23 protein-coding genes, 1 tRNA gene, 1 other RNA gene and 1 pseudogene are annotated in these 16416 nt (G+C 72.0%); 6 read left to right on the top strand and 20 right to left on the bottom strand.

Features of this window, described 5'->3' with window-relative positions; all coding sequences use genetic code 11:
• Positions 1-25 precede the first annotated feature (25 nt).
• The gene (locus ACULK4_RS11450; protein ID WP_445964544.1) at positions 26-763 is read left to right on the top strand and encodes a tyrosine-protein phosphatase; all 738 of its coding nucleotides are present in this window, start codon (positions 26-28) and stop codon (positions 761-763) included.
• Positions 764-769: 6 nt separating this feature from the next.
• On the opposite strand, the gene ACULK4_RS11445 is transcribed toward ACULK4_RS11450, so the two are convergent.
• Complete coding sequence (locus ACULK4_RS11445) at positions 770-1426, bottom strand: SIMPL domain-containing protein (RefSeq protein WP_445964543.1); 657 nt, start codon at positions 1424-1426, stop codon at positions 770-772.
• 174 nt (positions 1427-1600) lie between these two features.
• On the opposite strand from ACULK4_RS11445, the gene ssrA reads away from it, so the two are divergent.
• Positions 1601-1970, top strand: a transfer-messenger RNA (tmRNA) gene (ssrA, locus tag ACULK4_RS11440).
• A gap of 110 nt (positions 1971-2080) precedes the next feature.
• Positions 2081-3133: an L-glyceraldehyde 3-phosphate reductase gene (mgrA, locus tag ACULK4_RS11435; protein WP_445964542.1), complete on the top strand. Its 1053-nt coding sequence runs from the start codon at positions 2081-2083 to the stop codon at positions 3131-3133.
• 3 nt (positions 3134-3136) lie between these two features.
• On the opposite strand, the gene ACULK4_RS11430 is transcribed toward mgrA, so the two are convergent.
• The 4 genes from ACULK4_RS11430 to ACULK4_RS11415 all read right to left on the bottom strand — a co-directional run bounded on the left by ACULK4_RS11430 (position 3137) and on the right by ACULK4_RS11415 (position 5805).
• The gene (locus ACULK4_RS11430) at positions 3137-3589 is read right to left on the bottom strand and encodes a group III truncated hemoglobin (RefSeq protein WP_445964541.1); all 453 of its coding nucleotides are present in this window, start codon (positions 3587-3589) and stop codon (positions 3137-3139) included.
• A 53-nt stretch (positions 3590-3642) separates the two neighbouring features.
• Positions 3643-3885 carry a hypothetical protein gene (locus tag ACULK4_RS11425; RefSeq protein WP_445964540.1) on the bottom strand — a complete coding sequence of 81 codons (243 nt, stop codon included), beginning with the start codon at positions 3883-3885 and terminating at the stop codon, positions 3643-3645.
• 94 nt (positions 3886-3979) lie between these two features.
• Positions 3980-4903: an LLM class F420-dependent oxidoreductase gene (locus ACULK4_RS11420; RefSeq protein WP_445964539.1), complete on the bottom strand. Its 924-nt coding sequence runs from the start codon at positions 4901-4903 to the stop codon at positions 3980-3982.
• Between the two features lie 50 nt (positions 4904-4953).
• Positions 4954-5805 carry an inositol monophosphatase family protein gene (locus ACULK4_RS11415; protein WP_445964538.1) on the bottom strand — a complete coding sequence of 284 codons (852 nt, stop codon included), beginning with the start codon at positions 5803-5805 and terminating at the stop codon, positions 4954-4956.
• 86 nt (positions 5806-5891) lie between these two features.
• On the opposite strand from ACULK4_RS11415, the gene ACULK4_RS11410 reads away from it, so the two are divergent.
• A complete protein-coding gene (locus tag ACULK4_RS11410; protein WP_445964537.1) occupies positions 5892-6533 on the top strand; it encodes a dihydrofolate reductase family protein in 642 nt (213 codons plus the stop codon).
• A 140-nt stretch (positions 6534-6673) separates the two neighbouring features.
• Positions 6674-6746 (top strand) — tRNA-Lys (locus tag ACULK4_RS11405).
• Positions 6747-6810: 64 nt separating this feature from the next.
• On the opposite strand, the gene ACULK4_RS11400 is transcribed toward ACULK4_RS11405, so the two are convergent.
• From ACULK4_RS11400 to ACULK4_RS11370, 7 genes are all read right to left on the bottom strand, one after another.
• Positions 6811-7377, bottom strand: a complete 567-nt coding sequence (locus ACULK4_RS11400) for a GNAT family N-acetyltransferase (protein ID WP_445964536.1) — start codon at positions 7375-7377, stop codon at positions 6811-6813.
• The gene (locus tag ACULK4_RS11395; RefSeq protein ID WP_445964535.1) at positions 7374-8195 is read right to left on the bottom strand and encodes a metal-dependent hydrolase; all 822 of its coding nucleotides are present in this window, start codon (positions 8193-8195) and stop codon (positions 7374-7376) included. Before ACULK4_RS11395 ends, ACULK4_RS11400 begins: the two co-directional genes overlap by 4 nt.
• 69 nt (positions 8196-8264) lie before the next feature.
• Complete coding sequence (locus ACULK4_RS11390; protein WP_445964534.1) at positions 8265-9026, bottom strand: SDR family NAD(P)-dependent oxidoreductase; 762 nt, start codon at positions 9024-9026, stop codon at positions 8265-8267.
• 1 nt (position 9027) lies between these two features.
• Positions 9028-9633 (bottom strand): VOC family protein, encoded by a 606-nt coding sequence (locus ACULK4_RS11385; protein WP_445964533.1) that lies wholly within the window; start codon positions 9631-9633, stop codon positions 9028-9030.
• Between the two features lie 140 nt (positions 9634-9773).
• The gene (locus ACULK4_RS11380) at positions 9774-10367 is read right to left on the bottom strand and encodes an energy-coupling factor transporter transmembrane component T family protein (RefSeq protein WP_445964532.1); all 594 of its coding nucleotides are present in this window, start codon (positions 10365-10367) and stop codon (positions 9774-9776) included.
• Positions 10364-11044: an energy-coupling factor ABC transporter ATP-binding protein gene (locus ACULK4_RS11375; protein WP_445964531.1), complete on the bottom strand. Its 681-nt coding sequence runs from the start codon at positions 11042-11044 to the stop codon at positions 10364-10366. Before ACULK4_RS11375 ends, ACULK4_RS11380 begins: the two co-directional genes overlap by 4 nt.
• Positions 11044-11709 (bottom strand): biotin transporter BioY, encoded by a 666-nt coding sequence (locus tag ACULK4_RS11370; protein WP_445964530.1) that lies wholly within the window; start codon positions 11707-11709, stop codon positions 11044-11046. Before ACULK4_RS11370 ends, ACULK4_RS11375 begins: the two co-directional genes overlap by 1 nt.
• A gap of 188 nt (positions 11710-11897) precedes the next feature.
• Here ACULK4_RS11370 and ACULK4_RS11365 point away from each other — a divergent pair, with 188 nt between their 5' ends.
• Positions 11898-12290: an MmcQ/YjbR family DNA-binding protein gene (locus tag ACULK4_RS11365; RefSeq protein ID WP_445964529.1), complete on the top strand. Its 393-nt coding sequence runs from the start codon at positions 11898-11900 to the stop codon at positions 12288-12290.
• A gap of 54 nt (positions 12291-12344) precedes the next feature.
• Here ACULK4_RS11365 and ACULK4_RS11360 read toward each other — a convergent pair.
• From ACULK4_RS11360 to ACULK4_RS11325, 8 genes and pseudogenes are all read right to left on the bottom strand, one after another.
• A pseudogene (locus tag ACULK4_RS11360) lies at positions 12345-12587 on the bottom strand (aminoacyl-tRNA hydrolase); the annotation flags it as partial.
• Between the two features lie 50 nt (positions 12588-12637).
• Positions 12638-12973 carry a cupin domain-containing protein gene (locus ACULK4_RS11355; RefSeq protein ID WP_445964528.1) on the bottom strand — a complete coding sequence of 112 codons (336 nt, stop codon included), beginning with the start codon at positions 12971-12973 and terminating at the stop codon, positions 12638-12640.
• Positions 12970-13533 carry a dihydrofolate reductase family protein gene (locus ACULK4_RS11350; protein WP_445964527.1) on the bottom strand — a complete coding sequence of 188 codons (564 nt, stop codon included), beginning with the start codon at positions 13531-13533 and terminating at the stop codon, positions 12970-12972. Before ACULK4_RS11350 ends, ACULK4_RS11355 begins: the two co-directional genes overlap by 4 nt.
• A 1-nt stretch (position 13534) precedes the next feature.
• The gene (locus ACULK4_RS11345; protein WP_445964526.1) at positions 13535-14353 is read right to left on the bottom strand and encodes an alpha/beta fold hydrolase; all 819 of its coding nucleotides are present in this window, start codon (positions 14351-14353) and stop codon (positions 13535-13537) included.
• Between the two features lie 52 nt (positions 14354-14405).
• Positions 14406-15044 carry a helix-turn-helix domain-containing protein gene (locus ACULK4_RS11340; protein WP_501043310.1) on the bottom strand — a complete coding sequence of 213 codons (639 nt, stop codon included), beginning with the start codon at positions 15042-15044 and terminating at the stop codon, positions 14406-14408.
• A complete protein-coding gene (locus ACULK4_RS11335; protein ID WP_445964524.1) occupies positions 15041-15445 on the bottom strand; it encodes a hypothetical protein in 405 nt (134 codons plus the stop codon). Before ACULK4_RS11335 ends, ACULK4_RS11340 begins: the two co-directional genes overlap by 4 nt.
• Positions 15446-15483: 38 nt before the next feature.
• Positions 15484-15978: a hypothetical protein gene (locus tag ACULK4_RS11330; protein WP_445964523.1), complete on the bottom strand. Its 495-nt coding sequence runs from the start codon at positions 15976-15978 to the stop codon at positions 15484-15486.
• 154 nt (positions 15979-16132) lie between these two features.
• Entirely contained in the window at positions 16133-16321 is a 189-nt protein-coding gene (locus tag ACULK4_RS11325; RefSeq protein ID WP_445964522.1) for a hypothetical protein, read from the bottom strand.
• Between the last annotated feature and the right edge of the window lie 95 nt (positions 16322-16416).

The following is a 16416-nucleotide window of genomic DNA, read 5'->3' as shown; positions in this document are numbered from 1 at the left end:
TGCGGGCGCGGGTAGGCTCCGATCCGTGGAGATCTCGACGCGCATCCCGGTGCCGGGTACGTACAACTTCCGTGACGTGGGTGGCCTTCCTGCGCGCGGCGGAACCGTGCGGCGCGGAGTGCTCTACCGGTCGGACGGCCTGCACCGCCTGGGCGACGAGGGCCGCGCCGCGCTGCGGCGGCTCGACGTCGGCGTGGTGATCGACCTGCGCGACGACAACGAAGCCCGCCTCATGCCCGACGACCTGCACGGCCTCGACGTCGAGGTGCGGCGATTCCCCGTGTTCGAGGGATCGGGCGCGTCGCAGGGCGAGCACGGCATCTCGCTCGAGCGGCTCTACCACCGCATCGTCACGCAGCACGCCCCGATCGTCGTCGACGCCGTGCGCGAGATCGCCTCGTCCGGCGACCGCGCCGTGCTCGTGCACTGCACCGCGGGCAAGGACCGCACGGGCGTCGTCGTCGCGCTGACCCTGCTCGCCGCGGGCGTCGACCGCGAGGCCGTCATCGCCGACTACGTCATCACCGAATCGCACCTCGCGGGGGAGTGGCTCGACGAGATGGTCGAGCTCATCGGGCGCTACGGCATCCCCGACACCCCCGAACTGCGCACGCTCATGGGCGGCAGCCCGCGTGCGGCGATCGAGATCGCGCTCGACGAGGTCGAACGCCGTCACGGCACCGCGCGCGAGTACCTGCTCGCCTCGGGCCTGGCACGCCACGAGCTCGAGGCGCTCGAGGCGCTGCTCATCGAGCGCGACTGAGCCTGCCTACCCGGCGCTGAAGCGCGCGTCGACGGATGCCTCGACGACGAGCTTCGCGGGGGCGATCTCCGGTTCCGGCGGGCCAGCGTCCGCCATCGCCCGCATCATGACCGCCTTGTGCGCCCGCGGGATCGGCTGCGGCGTCGTGAGCATGCCGCTGTCGGCGAGTTCGACGGGCGTCGGATCGCCCAGCCCGAGCGCTGCGGCGTACACCCCCGCCTTGCGGACCGCGTCGGCGACGGCGGCGCGCTGCGCGGCCTCGAGCACGCGTTCGCGTGTGGCATCCGTCAACCGCCAGTCGATGCCGCCGAGCGCGATGTGCGGGGCGCCCGACACCCGGCCCAGCCACCCGCCGAGCGCGGAGAGGTCGCTGAAGACCACTTCGACGTCGGCGTTGGCCTGGTGCACGAGCGGCAGCTGGCGCCCCTCGGCGTTCCACGGGCGGTGCGACCACACCCGCAGCTGTCCCGCCGACCACGACTCGAGCGCGCCCGACGCCTCGAGCTCGCGCACCTCGGCGAGCAGCTGCTCGTGCGCACCCGACACGTCGCGCAGGAGCGACTCGCGGTCGCCGCCCGAGGAACCGACGGTGAGCGACACCGCCCCGAGCTCGGGTTCGACGCGCTCCTCGGCGCGTCCGCTGACGGCGATGACGGTGGCCATGCGATCTCCCTCGTGACTCCGTGACATCCGCTCGGGAATGGCGGAGCGGCCGCGCCTGTTCTAGACTGTAAGGCCGGGCATGAGGCGGTTCAACGCTTCGCCGCCCGGGCATGGCAACTCCACAGCGTGCGATTGACGGCCCGTCAGTCCGACTCCGGTCGGGCGGCGAGACATGGGGATGATCGGTTTCGACATCGCCTGCGAACCCACGAGAAGCGGGCCGAGGATGCAGGGTTATCTCGTTAACGATCTCTGCAAAACAATAACTGCCAATAAGAAGCAGTCTGACTTCGCCCTCGCTGCCTAAGCGAGCCCGATAGTCCGTCAGCCCGGGTGCGTTCCCGACCCGGTCGCTGGCGTCATCTAGGGAACTTGCTGCGCGTCGTCGCCTGAGCGACGTGTGGGACTTTACTCAGGCTGGGCCTGTCGACTTGGGTGCCTGTGGCAAAGGTCGGGGCCGAGCAGAACGCTTGCACAGGCTGCGCCCGGAGAAGGCGTGGAATCACAGCGATGGACGGGGGTTCAATTCCCCCCATCTCCACCCATCGGCCGTCATCGCACGTTTCGAGTGAGCCGCACGAAGGCCGCCCCACGGGGCGGCCTTCGTCGTGTCCGGACGCCCGCGCCGCGGCATCCGCTGGGTACCATCGGCGGATGACCCACCTCGCCGCGACCGACCGCTACGACCGCATGCCCTACCGCCGGGTGGGCAGGTCGGGGCTGAAGCTGCCGTTGCTCTCGCTCGGACTCTGGCACAACTTCGGCGACGACATCCCGTTCGAGCGGCAGCGCGAGATCACCCGCCGCGCGTTCGACCACGGCATCACCCACTTCGATCTGGCGAACAACTACGGCCCGCCCTACGGCTCGTCGGAGGCGAACTTCGGCCGGCTGCTCGCGACCGACTTCGCGCCGTACCGCGACGAACTCGTGATCTCGACCAAGGCCGGCTGGGACATGTGGCCCGGTCCGTACGGTGTCGGAGGCAGCCGCAAGCACCTCATCGCGAGCCTCGACGCTTCGCTCGCGCGCCTCGGCCTCGATCACGTCGACATCTTCTACTCGCATCGCCCCGACCCCGAGACGCCCCTCGAGGAGACCGCCGCCGCGCTCGACCACATCGTGAAGAGCGGCAAGGCGCTCTACGTCGGCATCTCGTCGTACGGCGCGGAGGCCGCGCGCGAGCTGGCGCGCCTGCTCGGCGAGCGCGGCACCCGGCTGACGATCCACCAGCCGTCGTACTCGATGCTGAACCGCTGGATCGAGACCGACGGGCTCGTCGACGCGGCCGGCGAGCTCGGGTTCGGCATCATCGGCTTCACCGCGCTCGCCCAGGGCCTGCTGACGGGCAAGTACCTCCACGGCATCCCCGAGGGGTCGCGCGCCGCCGCCGATACGTCGCTCGACGAGTCGATGCTGACGGATGCCACGGCCGAGCGGCTCCGCGCCCTGAACGCCGTCGCCGAGGCGCGTGGGCAGTCGCTCGCGCAGCTCGCGCTCGCGTGGGCGCTCCGCGACGAGCGCGTGACGAGCCTCGTGATCGGCGCGAGCCGGGTCTCGCAGCTCGACGAGAACGTCGCGGCGCTCGAACGGCTCGACTTCACCGACGACGAGCTCCGCGAGATCGACCGGCACGCCGTCGACTCCGGGGTCGATCTCTGGGAGGACGCGCGCACAGGCGGGCCGCTGCCGGAGTTGCGGCCGTAGCGGTCAGCCCGCGAACGCGGGATCATCCGGGGCGACGTGGTCGACGTCGCCGCGGGAGGTGACCGTCTCGAACGCGCTGCCCGAGCCGCCGGCGAGCCGGCGTTCCATGGAGCCCGCGATGCGCGTCGCCTGCAGCTTCGCGCGCTCCGCGACGGGCCCGGCGAATCGGTCGTCGACGGTCGCGGTCCAGAGCTCCAGCCAGCGCGCGAAATGGGACTCGGTGAGCGGATGCCGCGCGTGCAGCCCCACGTGCACCTGGAGCGCGTTCCGACGGTAGGCGCCGCTGCGGAACAGCACCGTCTCCCAGAAGTCGCACATGATCGGCAGGTGAGCGGCCAGGTCCATGTGCGCGACCTCGGTGAAGATCGGCCCGATGAGCGGGTCGCGGAACGCGGTCTCGTAGAACGCGACGACGAGTTGCTCGACGTCGGCGCGGTTCGCGAGGTCTGCGGTCATGCCATCCACGCTAGCCGCACCTCCGAGGGCCGACGCGCGCGGATGGGCGGTCGTCAGCCCTGGCCGCCGTTGACGTGGCGACGAGCCGAGAGGCGGCCGAACAGCGAGCGCAGCCCGGTGCTGCGGCCGGCCCCGACCGGCTCCGGCTCGTCGGGCCCGGGTTCGCCCGCCTCGGCGCGCGCGGCGGCCTCCTCGGCCTCGCGTTCCTCGCGCCACAGCAGGTACGCGAGGTACGGGTCGTCGTCCGGACCCAGCGGCTGCTGGTCCTCGACCTGATGACGTCTCCGCCCGACCACCTGGTTCTTCCCCCATCGAGGCCCCCCGGCCCTCTCCCGTCAAGGGTACGCTGCCGCGGACCCCTGCGTCACCGACTGTGACGCGTGATGGCGGTCAGCGCAGGTGCGGCAGCACTTCGGCGGCGATGAGCTCGACGTGCTCCAGGTCTCGCACGTCGACGAGCTGCAGGTAGACCCGGTCGGCGCCGAGGTCGCGGAGCCGCTGCAGCTTCTCCACGGCCTGCTCGGGGGTCCCGGCGAGGTTGACCTCGGCGAACGTGGCGGGGTCGGCGTGGATCGCGTCGAGACGGCGGCGGTAGGTCGTGTCATCCGTCGCGATCACGGTCGGCAGGGCGACGCTCAGCCGCAGGGTCGCCGGGTCGCGGCCGATGTCGTCGCAGGCGGCGCGCACGCGCGCGAACGCGGCGGCGATCTCGTCTTCGCCGACGAAGCCGCGGTTGTACTCGGTCGCGTACCGGGCCGTGACGGCGGGAGTGCGCGAGGGCCCGCCGCCGCCGACGATGACGGGCACCTGCGCCTGCACGGGCTTCGGGAGGGCGGGGGAGGCCGCGAGCGTGTAGTGGTCGCCCGCGAACGAGAACGTCTCGCCGACGGGCGTCGACCACAGGCCGGTGATGACCCGCAGCTGCTCCTCGAGCATGCCGAACCGGCGGTCGGGGAACGGGATGCCGTAGGCCCGGTGCTCCTCGGCGAACCACCCGGTGCCGAGCCCGAACTCGACCCGGCCGCCCGACATGGCGTCGACCTGCGCGACCTGGATGGCGAGCACGCTCGGGTGGCGGAACGTCGCCGACGACACGAGCGTGCCGAGCCGGATGCGGCTGGTCTCCCGGGCGAGGCCGGCGAGCGTGGTCCAGGCGTCGGTGGGGCCCGGCATCGGGTCGCCCGCCCCCATGTGCAGGAAGTGGTCGCTGCGGAACCACCCGTCGAACCCGAGGCGCTCGGTCGCCTGCGCCTGCGCGAGCTGCTCGTCGTAGCTCATGCCCTGCTGGGGCTCGGTGAAGATGCAGAGTTCCATGGCGGCCTCCGGGTCGGGTCGGTAGGGGCGGTGCGGTGTCGTGCGTCGGGTCAGTCGACGGATGCCGCGTCGCGGCCGAGCACGTCGAGCACCGCCTCGTGCAGCGGGCCGTTGGTCGCGAGCACGCTCCCGTCGCCGAGCGCCGCTCCGGCCGCGGACGTCACGCGCCCGCCGGCCGCCTCGACGATCGGCACGGCGGCGGCGATGTCCCACGGCTTGAGGTCGAACTCGGCGACGATGTCGACCAGGCCCTCGGCGAGCATGCAGTACGACCAGAGGTCGCCGTACGCGCGGTCGCGCCACACCCGTTCGCCCAGTGCGAGGAGGTCCTCGAGCCGTCCGGCGTCGCGCCACTGCGCGATGCTCTGGAAGCTCAGCGACGCGTCGGCGAGGTCGCCGACCTGCGAGACGCGGATGGCGCGCGGCTCGGCGCCCGGTAGATCGGTCGTGAACGCGCCGAGGCCCAGCGCGCCCCACCAGCGCCGCCCGAGCGCGGGCATCGACGCTACTCCGACGACGGGAGCGCCGTCGACCGTCAGCGCGATGAGCGCGCCCCACACGGGCACGCCGCGGAGGAAGTTCGACGTGCCGTCGATCGGGTCGACGATCCACTGCCGGGCGCCGGAACCCTGTGTGCCGTACTCCTCGCCGAGCACGCCGTCGGCGGGGCGCCGCTCGGCGAGCAGGTCGCGCACGGCCCGCTCGACGGCGAGGTCGGCCTCGGTCACGAACGTCCGGTCGGGCTTCGTGTCGACCCGCAGGTCGACCGCGCGGAAGCGTTCCATCGCTGCCCGGTCGGCCAGGTCGGCCAGCTCGAGCGCCAGTGCGAGATCGTTGTCGAGGTCGTCCTCGAGCGCGTCGGTCGTGTCGTCGGGGTCCGGCGAAGCGGTGGCATCCGTCACGCCATCAGCCTAGCGACGGGCGGCGGCGACGATGCGGGTGCGATCGCCGGATGCGGCGCATGCCGGTGCGGCGTACCATCGCGGTCGTGACGGCCCCGGAGCATCATCTCCCGCGCCCGCACAGCGTGGCGCACGTTGCGATCTCGCTCGAGGGCGCGACGCGGGGATTCGACGTCGATCTGGACCGCTACTACGGCCTGGTCGGCACGTGGCATGAGGACGTGACGCTCACCGGCGCCGACACCATCCTCGCCCAGGAGTCCGCGCTGGCCGCCGCGCCCGGGCCCGGTCCCGCCGAGGGCGGCCCGCTGCTCGCCGTGGTCGACAGTGGCGGGCGCGTCGGCGCGTGGGAGGCGCTGCGCAATGCGGGGTACTGGTCCGACGTCCTCGCGCTCCATTCGGAATCGACGCCGAGCCGGCCGCCCGGCCGCCGCGTGGACGAACTCGTGCTCGGCGCCGACCGGGTCGACCTCGCCGCGGTGTTCGAGGAGTTCGGCCGGCGCGGGGTCGAGGTCGTGCGCGTCGACAGCGGAGGGCGCCTGATCGGCGCACTGCTGCGGGCCGGCCTGCTCGACGAGATCAGCCTGCTCCTCCACCCCTGCTTCGCCGGCGCCGGTCCCGATGCGCCGCGATGGTACGGGTCCGACCCGCCGCCGGCCGGTGCCTTCCGCCTCGTCGCAAGCGAGAGCTGGGACGACGGGCTCGTCTGGCTCCGCTACCGTCATTGAGGCGACGGCGGCGTCCATGCTGCACGTCCGTGGGCGACCGGATGCCGCGACGCGCCCGACCGCGGGGCGATTTCGCATCGCGGCCCGCGACCTGATACCGTTGATCCTCGGTTCGGGGTTGACGCAGATCCCGCCGAAACGCACCTCTAGCTCAATCGGCAGAGCAACTGACTCTTAATCAGTGGGTTCAGGGTTCAAGTCCCTGGGGGTGCACGAAGGCCCCGGGTGACTCTCGCCAGTCCCCGGGGTTCTTTCTTTCTCAGCGGGGCATGCTTTCTCAGCGGGGCATGCGATCGAGCGGCTTGTGGAAGACGAGCAGGTCGCACTCGGTCGCCAGCAGCGGCGCGAGGTCGGGGTACAGCTCGGCGAGATGGCCGGTCCGCACGACGCGGTAGCCGATGCGCTCGTACCAGCCGCGGAGGAACTCCTTCGACGGGTGGGTCCAAGCCGTCGGCACGAGCAGTTCGAGCTGCATGGTGCGTGCGCCCCGCTCGACGGCGAGCGCCTCGACGAACGCCACGAGCTCGCGACCGACGCCGAGCCCGCGCCGTTCCGGATCGGCGGCGAGCATGCCGAACTCGGCGGTGTCGGCATCGAGCGACTGGATGCGCACCGAACCGACGACCCGGTCGCCGTCCCGCGCGGTCGCGATCTGGCCGTCGGCGATGAGGCCGGCGATGTCGGCCGAGGTGGTCCGCTCGGCGCCGGTCAGCCACAGCCCGGCCTCGGCCTCGTCGTAGACCCGGTTGACGAGGTCGGCGATCGACGCGACGAGTGCGGCGTCGGCCGCCGATCCGGGAGGTTCGAGGCCGATGCGGAACTCGGCCTGGTGCGATTCGGTCATGGCGTGTCTCCGGTCGGGCCCGCGGCATCCGTCGCCATCAGCGCCATGAGGTCGACGCCGGCGAGCACGAGCCCCTCGTGGGCGAACCCCGCGAAGCAGTACAGCGCGAGCAGCGTACCGAAGAGCGCCTCGCGGTACGACCCGGTGTCGCCGAGCACCGGCAGTGCGACGAACCCGTTCGGCAGCCAGATCCGGTTGATCGCGGGGACGGGGCGCAGCTGCTCCGGCGGGCGCAGCACCCACGGCCAGAGCAGGCCCGGCAGGCCGCCGGTGGTGAGGAAGTCGCCCGCGAGATGCGCGACGAACCCCACGGTCACCGCGAGCGGGAACCACCCCACCTGGTCGGGCGCGAAGACGACGATGAACGCGCCGAGCAGCACGCCCAGCACCCACGCGACCGGCCAGGAGCGCGCGTAACGGCGCGCCTTGAGGCCGAACGCGGTGAGCGCCGCGGTGCCGATGCCGGCCCCGACGGCGAACGTGCCGAACTGCGCGGTCTGCAGCGTGACGAGCGTCAGTGCCCAGGCGGCGGCCGCGACCACCGCGATCGCGATCGCCGAGTGCGCGCCCTGCCGGTGCCCGCCCGCGAAGATGCCGACGGTTCCGGCGGCGAGCCGCCCCATCAGCGGGACCGAGCGCGCGATCGTGGCGCTGTGGTGGTCGGCGTCGGGCAGGAGCGCGGCGCCGGCGCACACGGCCGTGCCGGCGAGCACGCCCACGGGATCGAGCGGATACGCCCCCGAGGTGATGACGGGCATCGTGCTGGTGATCGCGATCCACGCGGCGGCGCCGCTCGTGGCGTGGGTGACGCCCATCATGTCGGTTCGGGTCTCCTCGTGGTGCAGGGAGCACCAGTCTGGCGGACCCGGGCGACATCCGTTCGACCGTCAGTAGTCGGAGACCGCCGTGATGCCGCCGTCGACCACGAGGTCGTGCCCGGTGACGCCGCTCGCCGCCTCGGAGCACAGGAAGACGCACGCGTCGGCGATCTCCTCGGCGCGGACGGTCCTGCCGAGCGGCGCCCGCGCGCTCCATCGCGCGAGGCCGTCGGGCCACTGGGCGTCGAGCCCGTCGCGCCAGACGAGCCCGGGCGAGACCGAGTTCACCCGGATGCCTCGTGGTGCCAGTTCGACCGCGGCGTTGCGCGTGAGCGCCCGCACGGCCGACTTCGCCGCGGCATAGTGCGCCTGCTCGGGCGTCGAGCGATCGGCGGAGATCGACGAGACGTTCACGACCGCACCGCGCCCGTGCGCGACCATCGCGGGCACCGCCTGCCGGATGCACTCGAACGCCGCGACGACGTTCAGCCGGTAGGTCGACATCCAATCGTCGGCGGTGAGCTCGAGGAAGGGACGCGTCGGATAGGCGCCCGCGTTGTTGACGAGCAGCGTCGCGCCGGCGGCCGGAGACCCGGGTGCGAACATGCGCTCGATCTCGTCATCGGCCGAGAGGTCGGCGCGGACCGTCTCGACGGTCACGCCGTGCTCGGTGCGGAGTCGCTCGGCGAGCTTCGCCGCCTCGTCGTCGCGCGAGCGGTGGTGGAGCACCACGTCGGCGCTCGCGCGCGCGAACCGGTCGGCGATCACGCCGCCGATGCCGCCCGTGGCGCCCGTCACGAGCACCGTCTCGCCCTCGAGCGGGGCGGTCATCTCAGGCCGCCTCGCCGCGACCGAGCTCGTACGGTCCGGCGTCGGGATCGGCCGGCGACCAGTCGGCGTGGTGGAACCCGTCGAATCGCGCCCCCTCGAGGATGCACACGTCGCCGAGGCCGGTCTCGTAGAACTTCACGTGCGTGTAGTCGTCGAACAGCCGGTACACCGGCATGCACACCGGGCTCTGGAACTGCTGTCCGGTGAGGGCGTCGCGGTGCCGCTCGATGAACGCGGCATGGTCGGGGCCGACCACGAACCCGAGGTGCTCGAGGCCCATCGCGTAGACCCGCTGGTGGAACGGCGGGATGAGCTCGATGAGCGGGATGGACACGCCGTCGCCGACCTCGATCGGCTCGGCGAGCAGGATCTTCGAGATCGGCCGGCCGTTCCACACGTTCTCGAGGTTCGCGGTCGCGTACGACTCGATCTCGCTGCGCGCGGCGACGTACTCGCGCCAGGTCGGCACCCGCACCGCGAGGTGGCTGATCGGGTAGCCGCTCGCGTCGATTCCCAGGTCGGCGCATCGCGCCGACTGCCGGTCGTAGAACTCCCGTGCCGCGCTCGCGAGTTGCTCGCGACCGGCGATCGCCGGATTCCAGGTCATTCGTGCACCTCCGCATCGAGGTCGGGTCGTGCTCACGATACGTCCGAGCGGCCCGCGATGGCCACGGTTGCGCGCGATCGGCAACAGATGAGCGGCCGCGTGCCGCCGCCGACCGCGATTGCGCGCCGCGCGGCATCCGCTCAGTCGTCGACGCCACGCGCGATGAGCGCCTCGCCCATCCCGTCCGCGGTCTGCAGCGCACGCACGACGACGGGCACCGCGACGGCCCGCATCGAGCCCTCGGCGCCGCGTGCGCGTCGCGCCTCGAGGACGGCGCGCACGATCTCGACCATGAGCGGCACGGCCCGCACGGTCATCGCGAGCACGAGGCCGATGCGGTCGGCATCCACCCGGTCGCCGAGCGGCCGGAGCGCCCGCTGCATCGCGTCGAGCATCGCCGAGACACGCGTGGTCAGCGTCACCACGGCCGCCAGGGCGACGAACGCCGAGACGCGCAGCGACATCGCGAGCGCCGACTCCCACCCGCTGAACAGCGCGTTGAGCGGCGCCGCGATCGCGAGGATCCACAGCACCGGCACGAGCTGGCGCACCGCGACCCGCCACGGGATGCCCGCCACCGCGAACAGCGCGACCGCGACGCCGAGTGCGATCGCCGCCATCCACCACTCCGGCAGCATCGCGACCACGATGACGGATGCCGCGAGCAGCATGAGCTTCCACCCCGCACCGAGGCGGTGCAGCGGCGACGAGCCCGGGACGTAGACGCCGATCACGCCAGGATCCCCCGGTACGCGTCGAGTGCGGCGGCCGGCGCACCGTCGAACGCGATCCGCCCCTCGTCGACGACGAGCACGCGGTCGAACCCCTCGACGGCCTCGAGCCGGTGCGTGACGACGATGAGCTGCTGGTCGAGGGCGGCGAAGTGCCGCTCGACCAGGGCGGCGTTGCGTGCGTCGAGCAGCGTGGTCGGCTCGTCGGCGACGATCACGTCGGGCTCCGCGACGAGCACCGCCGCGAGCGCGAGCAGTTGCTTCTGCCCGCCGGAGAGGCGGTGCGCGGGCCGGTCGGCGAGCTCGGTCAGGCCGAACCGGTCGAGGATGCGTTCGACGCGCGCCGCGGCATCCGCTGCGGGGAGTCTCAGCCGGCGGAGCGAGAACGCGACGTCCTCGCGAACGGTCGGCATGACGATCTGGTTGTCGGGGTTGGTGAACACGAACCCGACGCGCCGGCGCACCTCGCGGCCGTTGCGGGCGACGTCGAGGCCGTCGACGAGCACGCGGCCCGACGTGGGCGTGACCAGCCCGTTGATCAGCCGCGCGAGCGTCGACTTGCCCGACCCGTTCGCGCCGATGACGCCGACGCGTCGCTCGGTGAGGGTGAGCGACACGTCGGCGAGCACGGCGTCACCGTCGTAGCGGTGGGTGACGCGATCGAAGACGATCTCGGCCATCAGGCCTTCGCGTCGGCGTCGGGTGCGAACGCCTCGTCGCCGGCGTCGACGGATGCCGCGTCGCGGCGCTTCGCCCAGGGCCATTGCTTCGCGGCGATCAGGCCCGGCCAGGCGCGGTGCACGCCAGCGGCCACGACCGCGGCGACGACGGCCTTCAGGAGGTCGCCGGGCAGGAACGGCACCGCGCCGACGACGAGCGCCTGGCTGAACGGCAGGCCTGTCACCGCGGCGAGCCACGGCACGCCGATCAGGTAGACGACGACCACGCCGCCGATGATCGTCGCGACGAGCAGCGGGAACAGCTTCAGGTGCGGGCGGATGCGCGCGGCGAGCCAGCCGATGACGAACGCCGCCGGGATGAACGACAGCAGGAACCCGCCGGTGGGGCCGGCGAGTACGCCGAGGCCGGCGGCGCCGCCCGCGAGAATGGGAAGGCCCGCGAGGCCCAACACGACGTAGACCGTCACGGCGAGCGCGCCCTTGCGGGCGCCGAGGATGGCGCCGGCGAGCATGACGCCGAGCGTCTGCAGCGTGATCGGCACGGGGCCGACGTTGATCGCGCCGGGCAGGGTGAGCGCGGCGATGAGCGCGGCGAAGACGGCGATCTGCGCGAGGTCGCGGGCGGTGCTGCGCGTGCGGGTCGCAGGGGTCTGGGTTGCGGTCATGATGCTCCCGGTGGTCGGCGTGGCGGGCTCTCGGCCCTCTTGCTCACGCTACGAACGGCGGGGGAGCGGCCGCTCGAGGTGGCCGTACAAGAATCGGCGGTCGATTTTGGAGCGCACTCGGTCGCCGGGAGCCGGTCGGCGAACCGACGTGTCGTGCCCGTGTCGGTCGTGCCCCTTACCCTCGTGTCGTGGCAGACCTCGATGACCTGCGCCGCACGGCCGACGGGCTGCCCGGCAGCGAGGAGCGCGCGACGACAGGCGGTGCCGCGTGGTTCGTTCGCGGCAGGCTCTACGCGTGGGAGTGCCACCCGTGGCCGAGCATCCCTGCAGACATGCGCGAGATCATCGCCGCCGAGCTCGTGGTCGGGGTCAAGGTCGCCGACCCCTGGGACGCACTCGCCCTCTTCGAGATGTCGCCCGACGTGTTCCTGCGCACCACGACCACCTGGGGTGAGCCCAAGGTCGCCTTCCGCATGGCCGGCATCGACGACGACCATCTCGCCGAGCTGGTGACCGAAGCCTGGCGCGTTCAGGCGCCCCGATACCTGCGGCGCGAGCACTTCGGCACCGATGCGGAGTAGCGCAGCACGTTCGCGGCGCCCGCGTTCGCCCGTGCCGTGTGCTCCCGGACGCAGTCAGTCGTGAGGTGGGCGACGCAGCCGCTTGACGTCGGTGCGCCGCTTCTTCGCCTCCAGGCGCCGTTCCTTCGCACCGCGGCTCGGACGGGTCGGTCGTCGCGATGGCGATGGCGGCCGCAGCGCGTCGGCGACGACGGCGGCGAGCCGATCCCGCGCAGCGTTCCTGTTCTGCAGTTGCGCGCGGTGCTCGGATGCGGTGATCGTCAGTACTCCGCCGACGTCGAGCCGTGCTGCTCGCCTCTGGTGACTCATACGGCCGGATAAGCCCAGCGCCTCGTGGGCGGGGCAGGCTACTCGAGCCACTCGGTGACGAAGCGGTCGTTGGCGTGGATGTGGGTCGCCTCGTAGGTCCCGCCGTCGAGCACCTCGAACCGATGTGCGACCAGCGCGGGCACGACCAGGATCTGGCCGCCTACTGCCACGAGCTGCTCGTCGGCGACGGTGAACTGGGCGCGACCGGCGTGGATGAGGAATGTCTCCACGTAGGGGTGGCGATGCAACCGCGGTCCCTGACCGGGGCGCGCCGAGTACTTGCGGATGATGCTGACGGGTGAGCCGTGCAGGTAGCCCTCGAAGTCCTCGTCGCGGCCGATGTCGATGGGTTCGGCGGCCACGTTCTCCGTCATCGGGCACGCTCCAGGATGGTGACGAGCACGCCCTCGCCGTACGTCCGAACGTCGGCGAGCCTCCATGCCGTGCGATGGGGCATCTCCGTCCAGAGCTTGCGCCCGTGGCCGAGGAGCACCGGGAACGACATGAGGTGGATCTCGTCGACGAGGTCGGCCTCGAGCAGGCCCTGCGCGAGCTGGATGCTGCCCGCCACCGAGATGTCGCCGTCGACACGCTGGGTGAGCCGCGTCACCTCGTCGACGAGGTCGCCGGAGAGCACCGTCGTGTTGCTCCACTTCGGGTCGCCCAGCGTGCTCGACACGACGAACTTGGGCATGCCGTTGTACTTGTCGGCGAGCTCGCCGTCGTACTGCGGCCACGCCGACGCGAAGCCTTCGTAGGTCTTGCGCCCGAGCAGCAGCGCCGAGGAGCCGAGCGCCTCGTCCTCCTTGAACTTCTCGCCCTCGTCGCCGCGGTCGAACTCGAAGCTCCAATTCGGGTACTTGAAGTCCTCGCCGCCGGGGGCCTCGACGACACCGTCGAGCGAGATGAACTCGGTGAGCACGATGCGTCCCATGTCAGTTCTCCTCGATGAAGCCGCGCAGCGCCGGCGCGAGCACGTCGGCGGTAGTGCTGTGGTTCTCACCCGGGACCGGCCTGAGCGTCGCGGTTGGCAGGTGCTCGGCGACCGCCTGCGCACCAGCGGCCAGGTGCGGCCAGGTGCCGGTGCCGTGCATGACCAGCACCGGCATGTCGACCCGATCCCAGAGGTCCACGCGCAGCGGCTGCCCCGACATCGTGTCGCCGACCTGACGGCCGTCGTAGGCGATGGTCGGGGCGATCGCCTCGAGCGCCGGCCAGAAGTCGGTGCCCCGCATGCCGTCGACCATCTCGCCCGGCATCCCGGCGGCCTCGGTCATGAAGAGGGCGACCGCGTCGCCCGGGCGACCCTCGGCGACCGCGGCATCGAGTTGCGCGACGTAGTCGGCCGGCAGAGGCGGGCGGGCGCCGTTCGCGACGACGGGCGGTTCGAACAATGCGAGTCGCGCGATCGGAACGCCGGCCTGTGCCGCATTGAGGGCCAGCAGTGCCCCCGAGGACCATCCGAAGACGGTGGCCGGACGACCCGCCGCGACCTCCGAGATGATCGCGGCGAGGTCCTCGAACTCACGCTCGACCGCGTAGGGTGCGGTGTCGCCGCTCTCGCCGCGCCCGCGCCGGTCATAGTGGACGACGCGGAAACGGTCGGCCAGCAGTTCGGCCGTCGCAGCGTTCTCGGGGGTCGTGGCACGGTACGCGGTCGCGCCGTCGATGATGATGATCGGGTCGCCCTCGCCCCGGGCGGTGTACGCGATGGTGGTGCCGTCGGCGGACGTGACGGTCGTGTTCTCGGACAACTTCGTGAGCCCTTCTCGTCGATTCGCGGGTGATCACCGCGATGACGTCACGCTAGGTCCGGCCCGGTTCCTCTGGCTTGTACAGAAGCGACATCGGATCGGTCGCCTCGTCAGGCGCCCTGAGCTGCGTGGCCGTGCGCCCGATGAACCGCTGCAGGGCCCGCGCCAGATGAGGCTGGTCGTAGAACCCGAGCCGGTGCACGACGTCGAGCGGCGGGACGCCCTCGCCCAGCAGCACGGCGGCCTCGCGCGCCCGCTCGATCTGGCGGATGGCACCCCGGGTCAGTCCCGTCGTGGCGGCCACGCGGCGCTGAACGGAGCGGGTCCCGATCCTGGCGATCCCGCCCCAGACGACCTCGTCGACCAGCGGATCCCGCACGAGCACGCCGGAACGGACGAGCCGTTCGACGAATTGCTCCGCGTTGGCGAAGTCGGGGATCTCCCACTCCTCGCCTCGCAGCACGAACGCTCGCCCGGTGACGTGCGGACTCTCCACGTCGCCGTCCACGAGTTCGCCGATCGGCAGGTGCGGCATGGATGCGCCATGCGCGAACGTGATGCCGAGCGAGCGCGAGTCGCCTGCGACCTCGGCGATCGAGGCGGATGTCTCCGGTCCGCGCACCGCGGCGTGGACGACGCCACCGTCGTCCCAGAACACGAGCTCCCAGTTCGACGTCGCGATCGACGTCATCCGCTGGATGCCCGACGTGCGCCCTTCCCAGACCCGCGCGATGTACGGCGAGTCGGACGCCCGGTGGCTGCTCTCGATCGGCACATCACCACCCTCGCACGAACCCGCTGGAATTCGATCCCTTCATCGGTGGCGCTCAGCTGACGCTCGCCGAGCTCCACCGGGTCGGCGAGATCGTCCGGGCCATGCACGATGCGAGCGTCCATTTCATTCCGGCCGCCGATGCGGCCCTGCTCGTCTCGGCCGAGCGGAGCGGGCACATCGACGCCCTGGTCTCGAACGGCGTCCATGAACGCCCGGACACTCGGGCTGGCGTCCGTCCACGCCTTGCGCACCGTCGACCCGACACGGACGACCTCGCCACTCACGTTGCCGCCGGCGAGGTGCAATTCGTCGTCCATGAGTCGACGGTATCCCCGGCCCGGAGCGCCCGGAAGGATCAGGCCGCCTTGGCGGCGCCTCCCGCGGCGGCGGGGGCCGGCACGGATGTCGCGACCAGAGTGTCGTCGGCGTGCTCGGCGTCGCCCGCGGCATCCGTCGACCCGACGCCGTCGCCGACCGGGACGTCACCGACGTCGACCGGGTCGGCCCACATGACGAGCGGGGCCGGCGACCAGGTGAGTGCAAGGGACGCCTCGTCGGCCGAGACCACGACGGCGACCTGCTCGCGCTCCTCGAGGATGGCGCGAGTGACCTCGGCGGCGATCTGGTGGGTCAGCATCGACTGGAAGATGCGGTCGGTGTCGTCGTCGCCGCGACGGACGAGCGACCAGTCTCCCTCGGGGCCGATGAAGCGGGAGAGGCGCGCATTGACGAGCTCGAAGATGTGCTCCCCGCGCAGGTCCGCGGCCGTCGCTGCGGGCGACGGGGCGGCGGGTGCGGTGTGGGCGGCGGCTTGTGCGGCGAGCCGCGCGCGGCGCCAGCGGCGGAACATCGGTGTCCTCTCGTCGTGATCGGGTCGCGGATCTCGTAGCGGTCTCGGTCTCGTCCAGTGTCCGTCCGCCGGCGGACATCCGGGGGCGGACACGCCGCGGGGCGCCGGAGCCGCCCCCGGTCGGGGGCCCCGGCGCCGATCGCGCGTTCGGGCCCTACTCGGCCAGTTCGCGACGCTTCTGCTCGTCGGCGACGGTGCCGATGGCGATCGCGAGCGTCGCGGCCCACGAGATCCACATGAGCACGAGCCTCCAGTCGTGCGGCCCTGCCTTGGTCGCCTTGATGACGCCGACGGCGCCGAAGAGCGAGCTGATCACGGCACCGCTGAAGAGGTACTTGCGCATGCCGTAAAACTACCGCCCGTCCGGGCGCCCCGCGACGGGTTGACACGGTCTCTGGGAGATCGCCCCGAGTCTGACCGATCGGGCAGGATCTGACC

The organism is Agromyces selenitireducens (assembly GCF_052748465.2).
This window is presented reverse-complemented; position numbering and strand designations above follow the sequence as displayed.

Excerpts from the sequence above, each read along its gene's own strand:
- ACULK4_RS11395 (WP_445964535.1), bottom strand. The coding sequence starts at position 8,195 with ATGATGGGCGTCACCCACGCCACGAGCGGCGCCGCCGCGTGGATCGCG.
- ACULK4_RS11385 (WP_445964533.1), bottom strand. The coding sequence starts at position 9,633 with ATGACCTGGAATCCGGCGATCGCCGGTCGCGAGCAACTCGCGAGCGCG.
- ACULK4_RS11445 (WP_445964543.1), bottom strand. The coding sequence starts at position 1,426 with ATGGCCACCGTCATCGCCGTCAGCGGACGCGCCGAGGAGCGCGTCGAA.
- ACULK4_RS11370 (WP_445964530.1), bottom strand. The coding sequence starts at position 11,709 with ATGACCGCAACCCAGACCCCTGCGACCCGCACGCGCAGCACCGCCCGC.
- ACULK4_RS11430 (WP_445964541.1), bottom strand. The coding sequence starts at position 3,589 with ATGACCGCAGACCTCGCGAACCGCGCCGACGTCGAGCAACTCGTCGTC.
- ACULK4_RS11355 (WP_445964528.1), bottom strand. The coding sequence starts at position 12,973 with ATGACGGAGAACGTGGCCGCCGAACCCATCGACATCGGCCGCGACGAG.
- ACULK4_RS11420 (WP_445964539.1), bottom strand. The coding sequence starts at position 4,903 with ATGGAACTCTGCATCTTCACCGAGCCCCAGCAGGGCATGAGCTACGAC.
- ACULK4_RS11390 (WP_445964534.1), bottom strand. The coding sequence starts at position 9,026 with ATGACCGCCCCGCTCGAGGGCGAGACGGTGCTCGTGACGGGCGCCACG.
- mgrA (WP_445964542.1), top strand. The coding sequence starts at position 2,081 with ATGACCCACCTCGCCGCGACCGACCGCTACGACCGCATGCCCTACCGC.
- ACULK4_RS11335 (WP_445964524.1), bottom strand. The coding sequence starts at position 15,445 with ATGGACGACGAATTGCACCTCGCCGGCGGCAACGTGAGTGGCGAGGTC.
- ACULK4_RS11350 (WP_445964527.1), bottom strand. The coding sequence starts at position 13,533 with ATGGGACGCATCGTGCTCACCGAGTTCATCTCGCTCGACGGTGTCGTC.
- ACULK4_RS11340 (WP_501043310.1), bottom strand. The coding sequence starts at position 15,044 with ATGACGTCGATCGCGACGTCGAACTGGGAGCTCGTGTTCTGGGACGAC.
- ACULK4_RS11330 (WP_445964523.1), bottom strand. The coding sequence starts at position 15,978 with ATGTTCCGCCGCTGGCGCCGCGCGCGGCTCGCCGCACAAGCCGCCGCC.
- ACULK4_RS11375 (WP_445964531.1), bottom strand. The coding sequence starts at position 11,044 with ATGGCCGAGATCGTCTTCGATCGCGTCACCCACCGCTACGACGGTGAC.
- ACULK4_RS11325 (WP_445964522.1), bottom strand. The coding sequence starts at position 16,321 with ATGCGCAAGTACCTCTTCAGCGGTGCCGTGATCAGCTCGCTCTTCGGC.
- ACULK4_RS11400 (WP_445964536.1), bottom strand. The coding sequence starts at position 7,377 with ATGACCGAATCGCACCAGGCCGAGTTCCGCATCGGCCTCGAACCTCCC.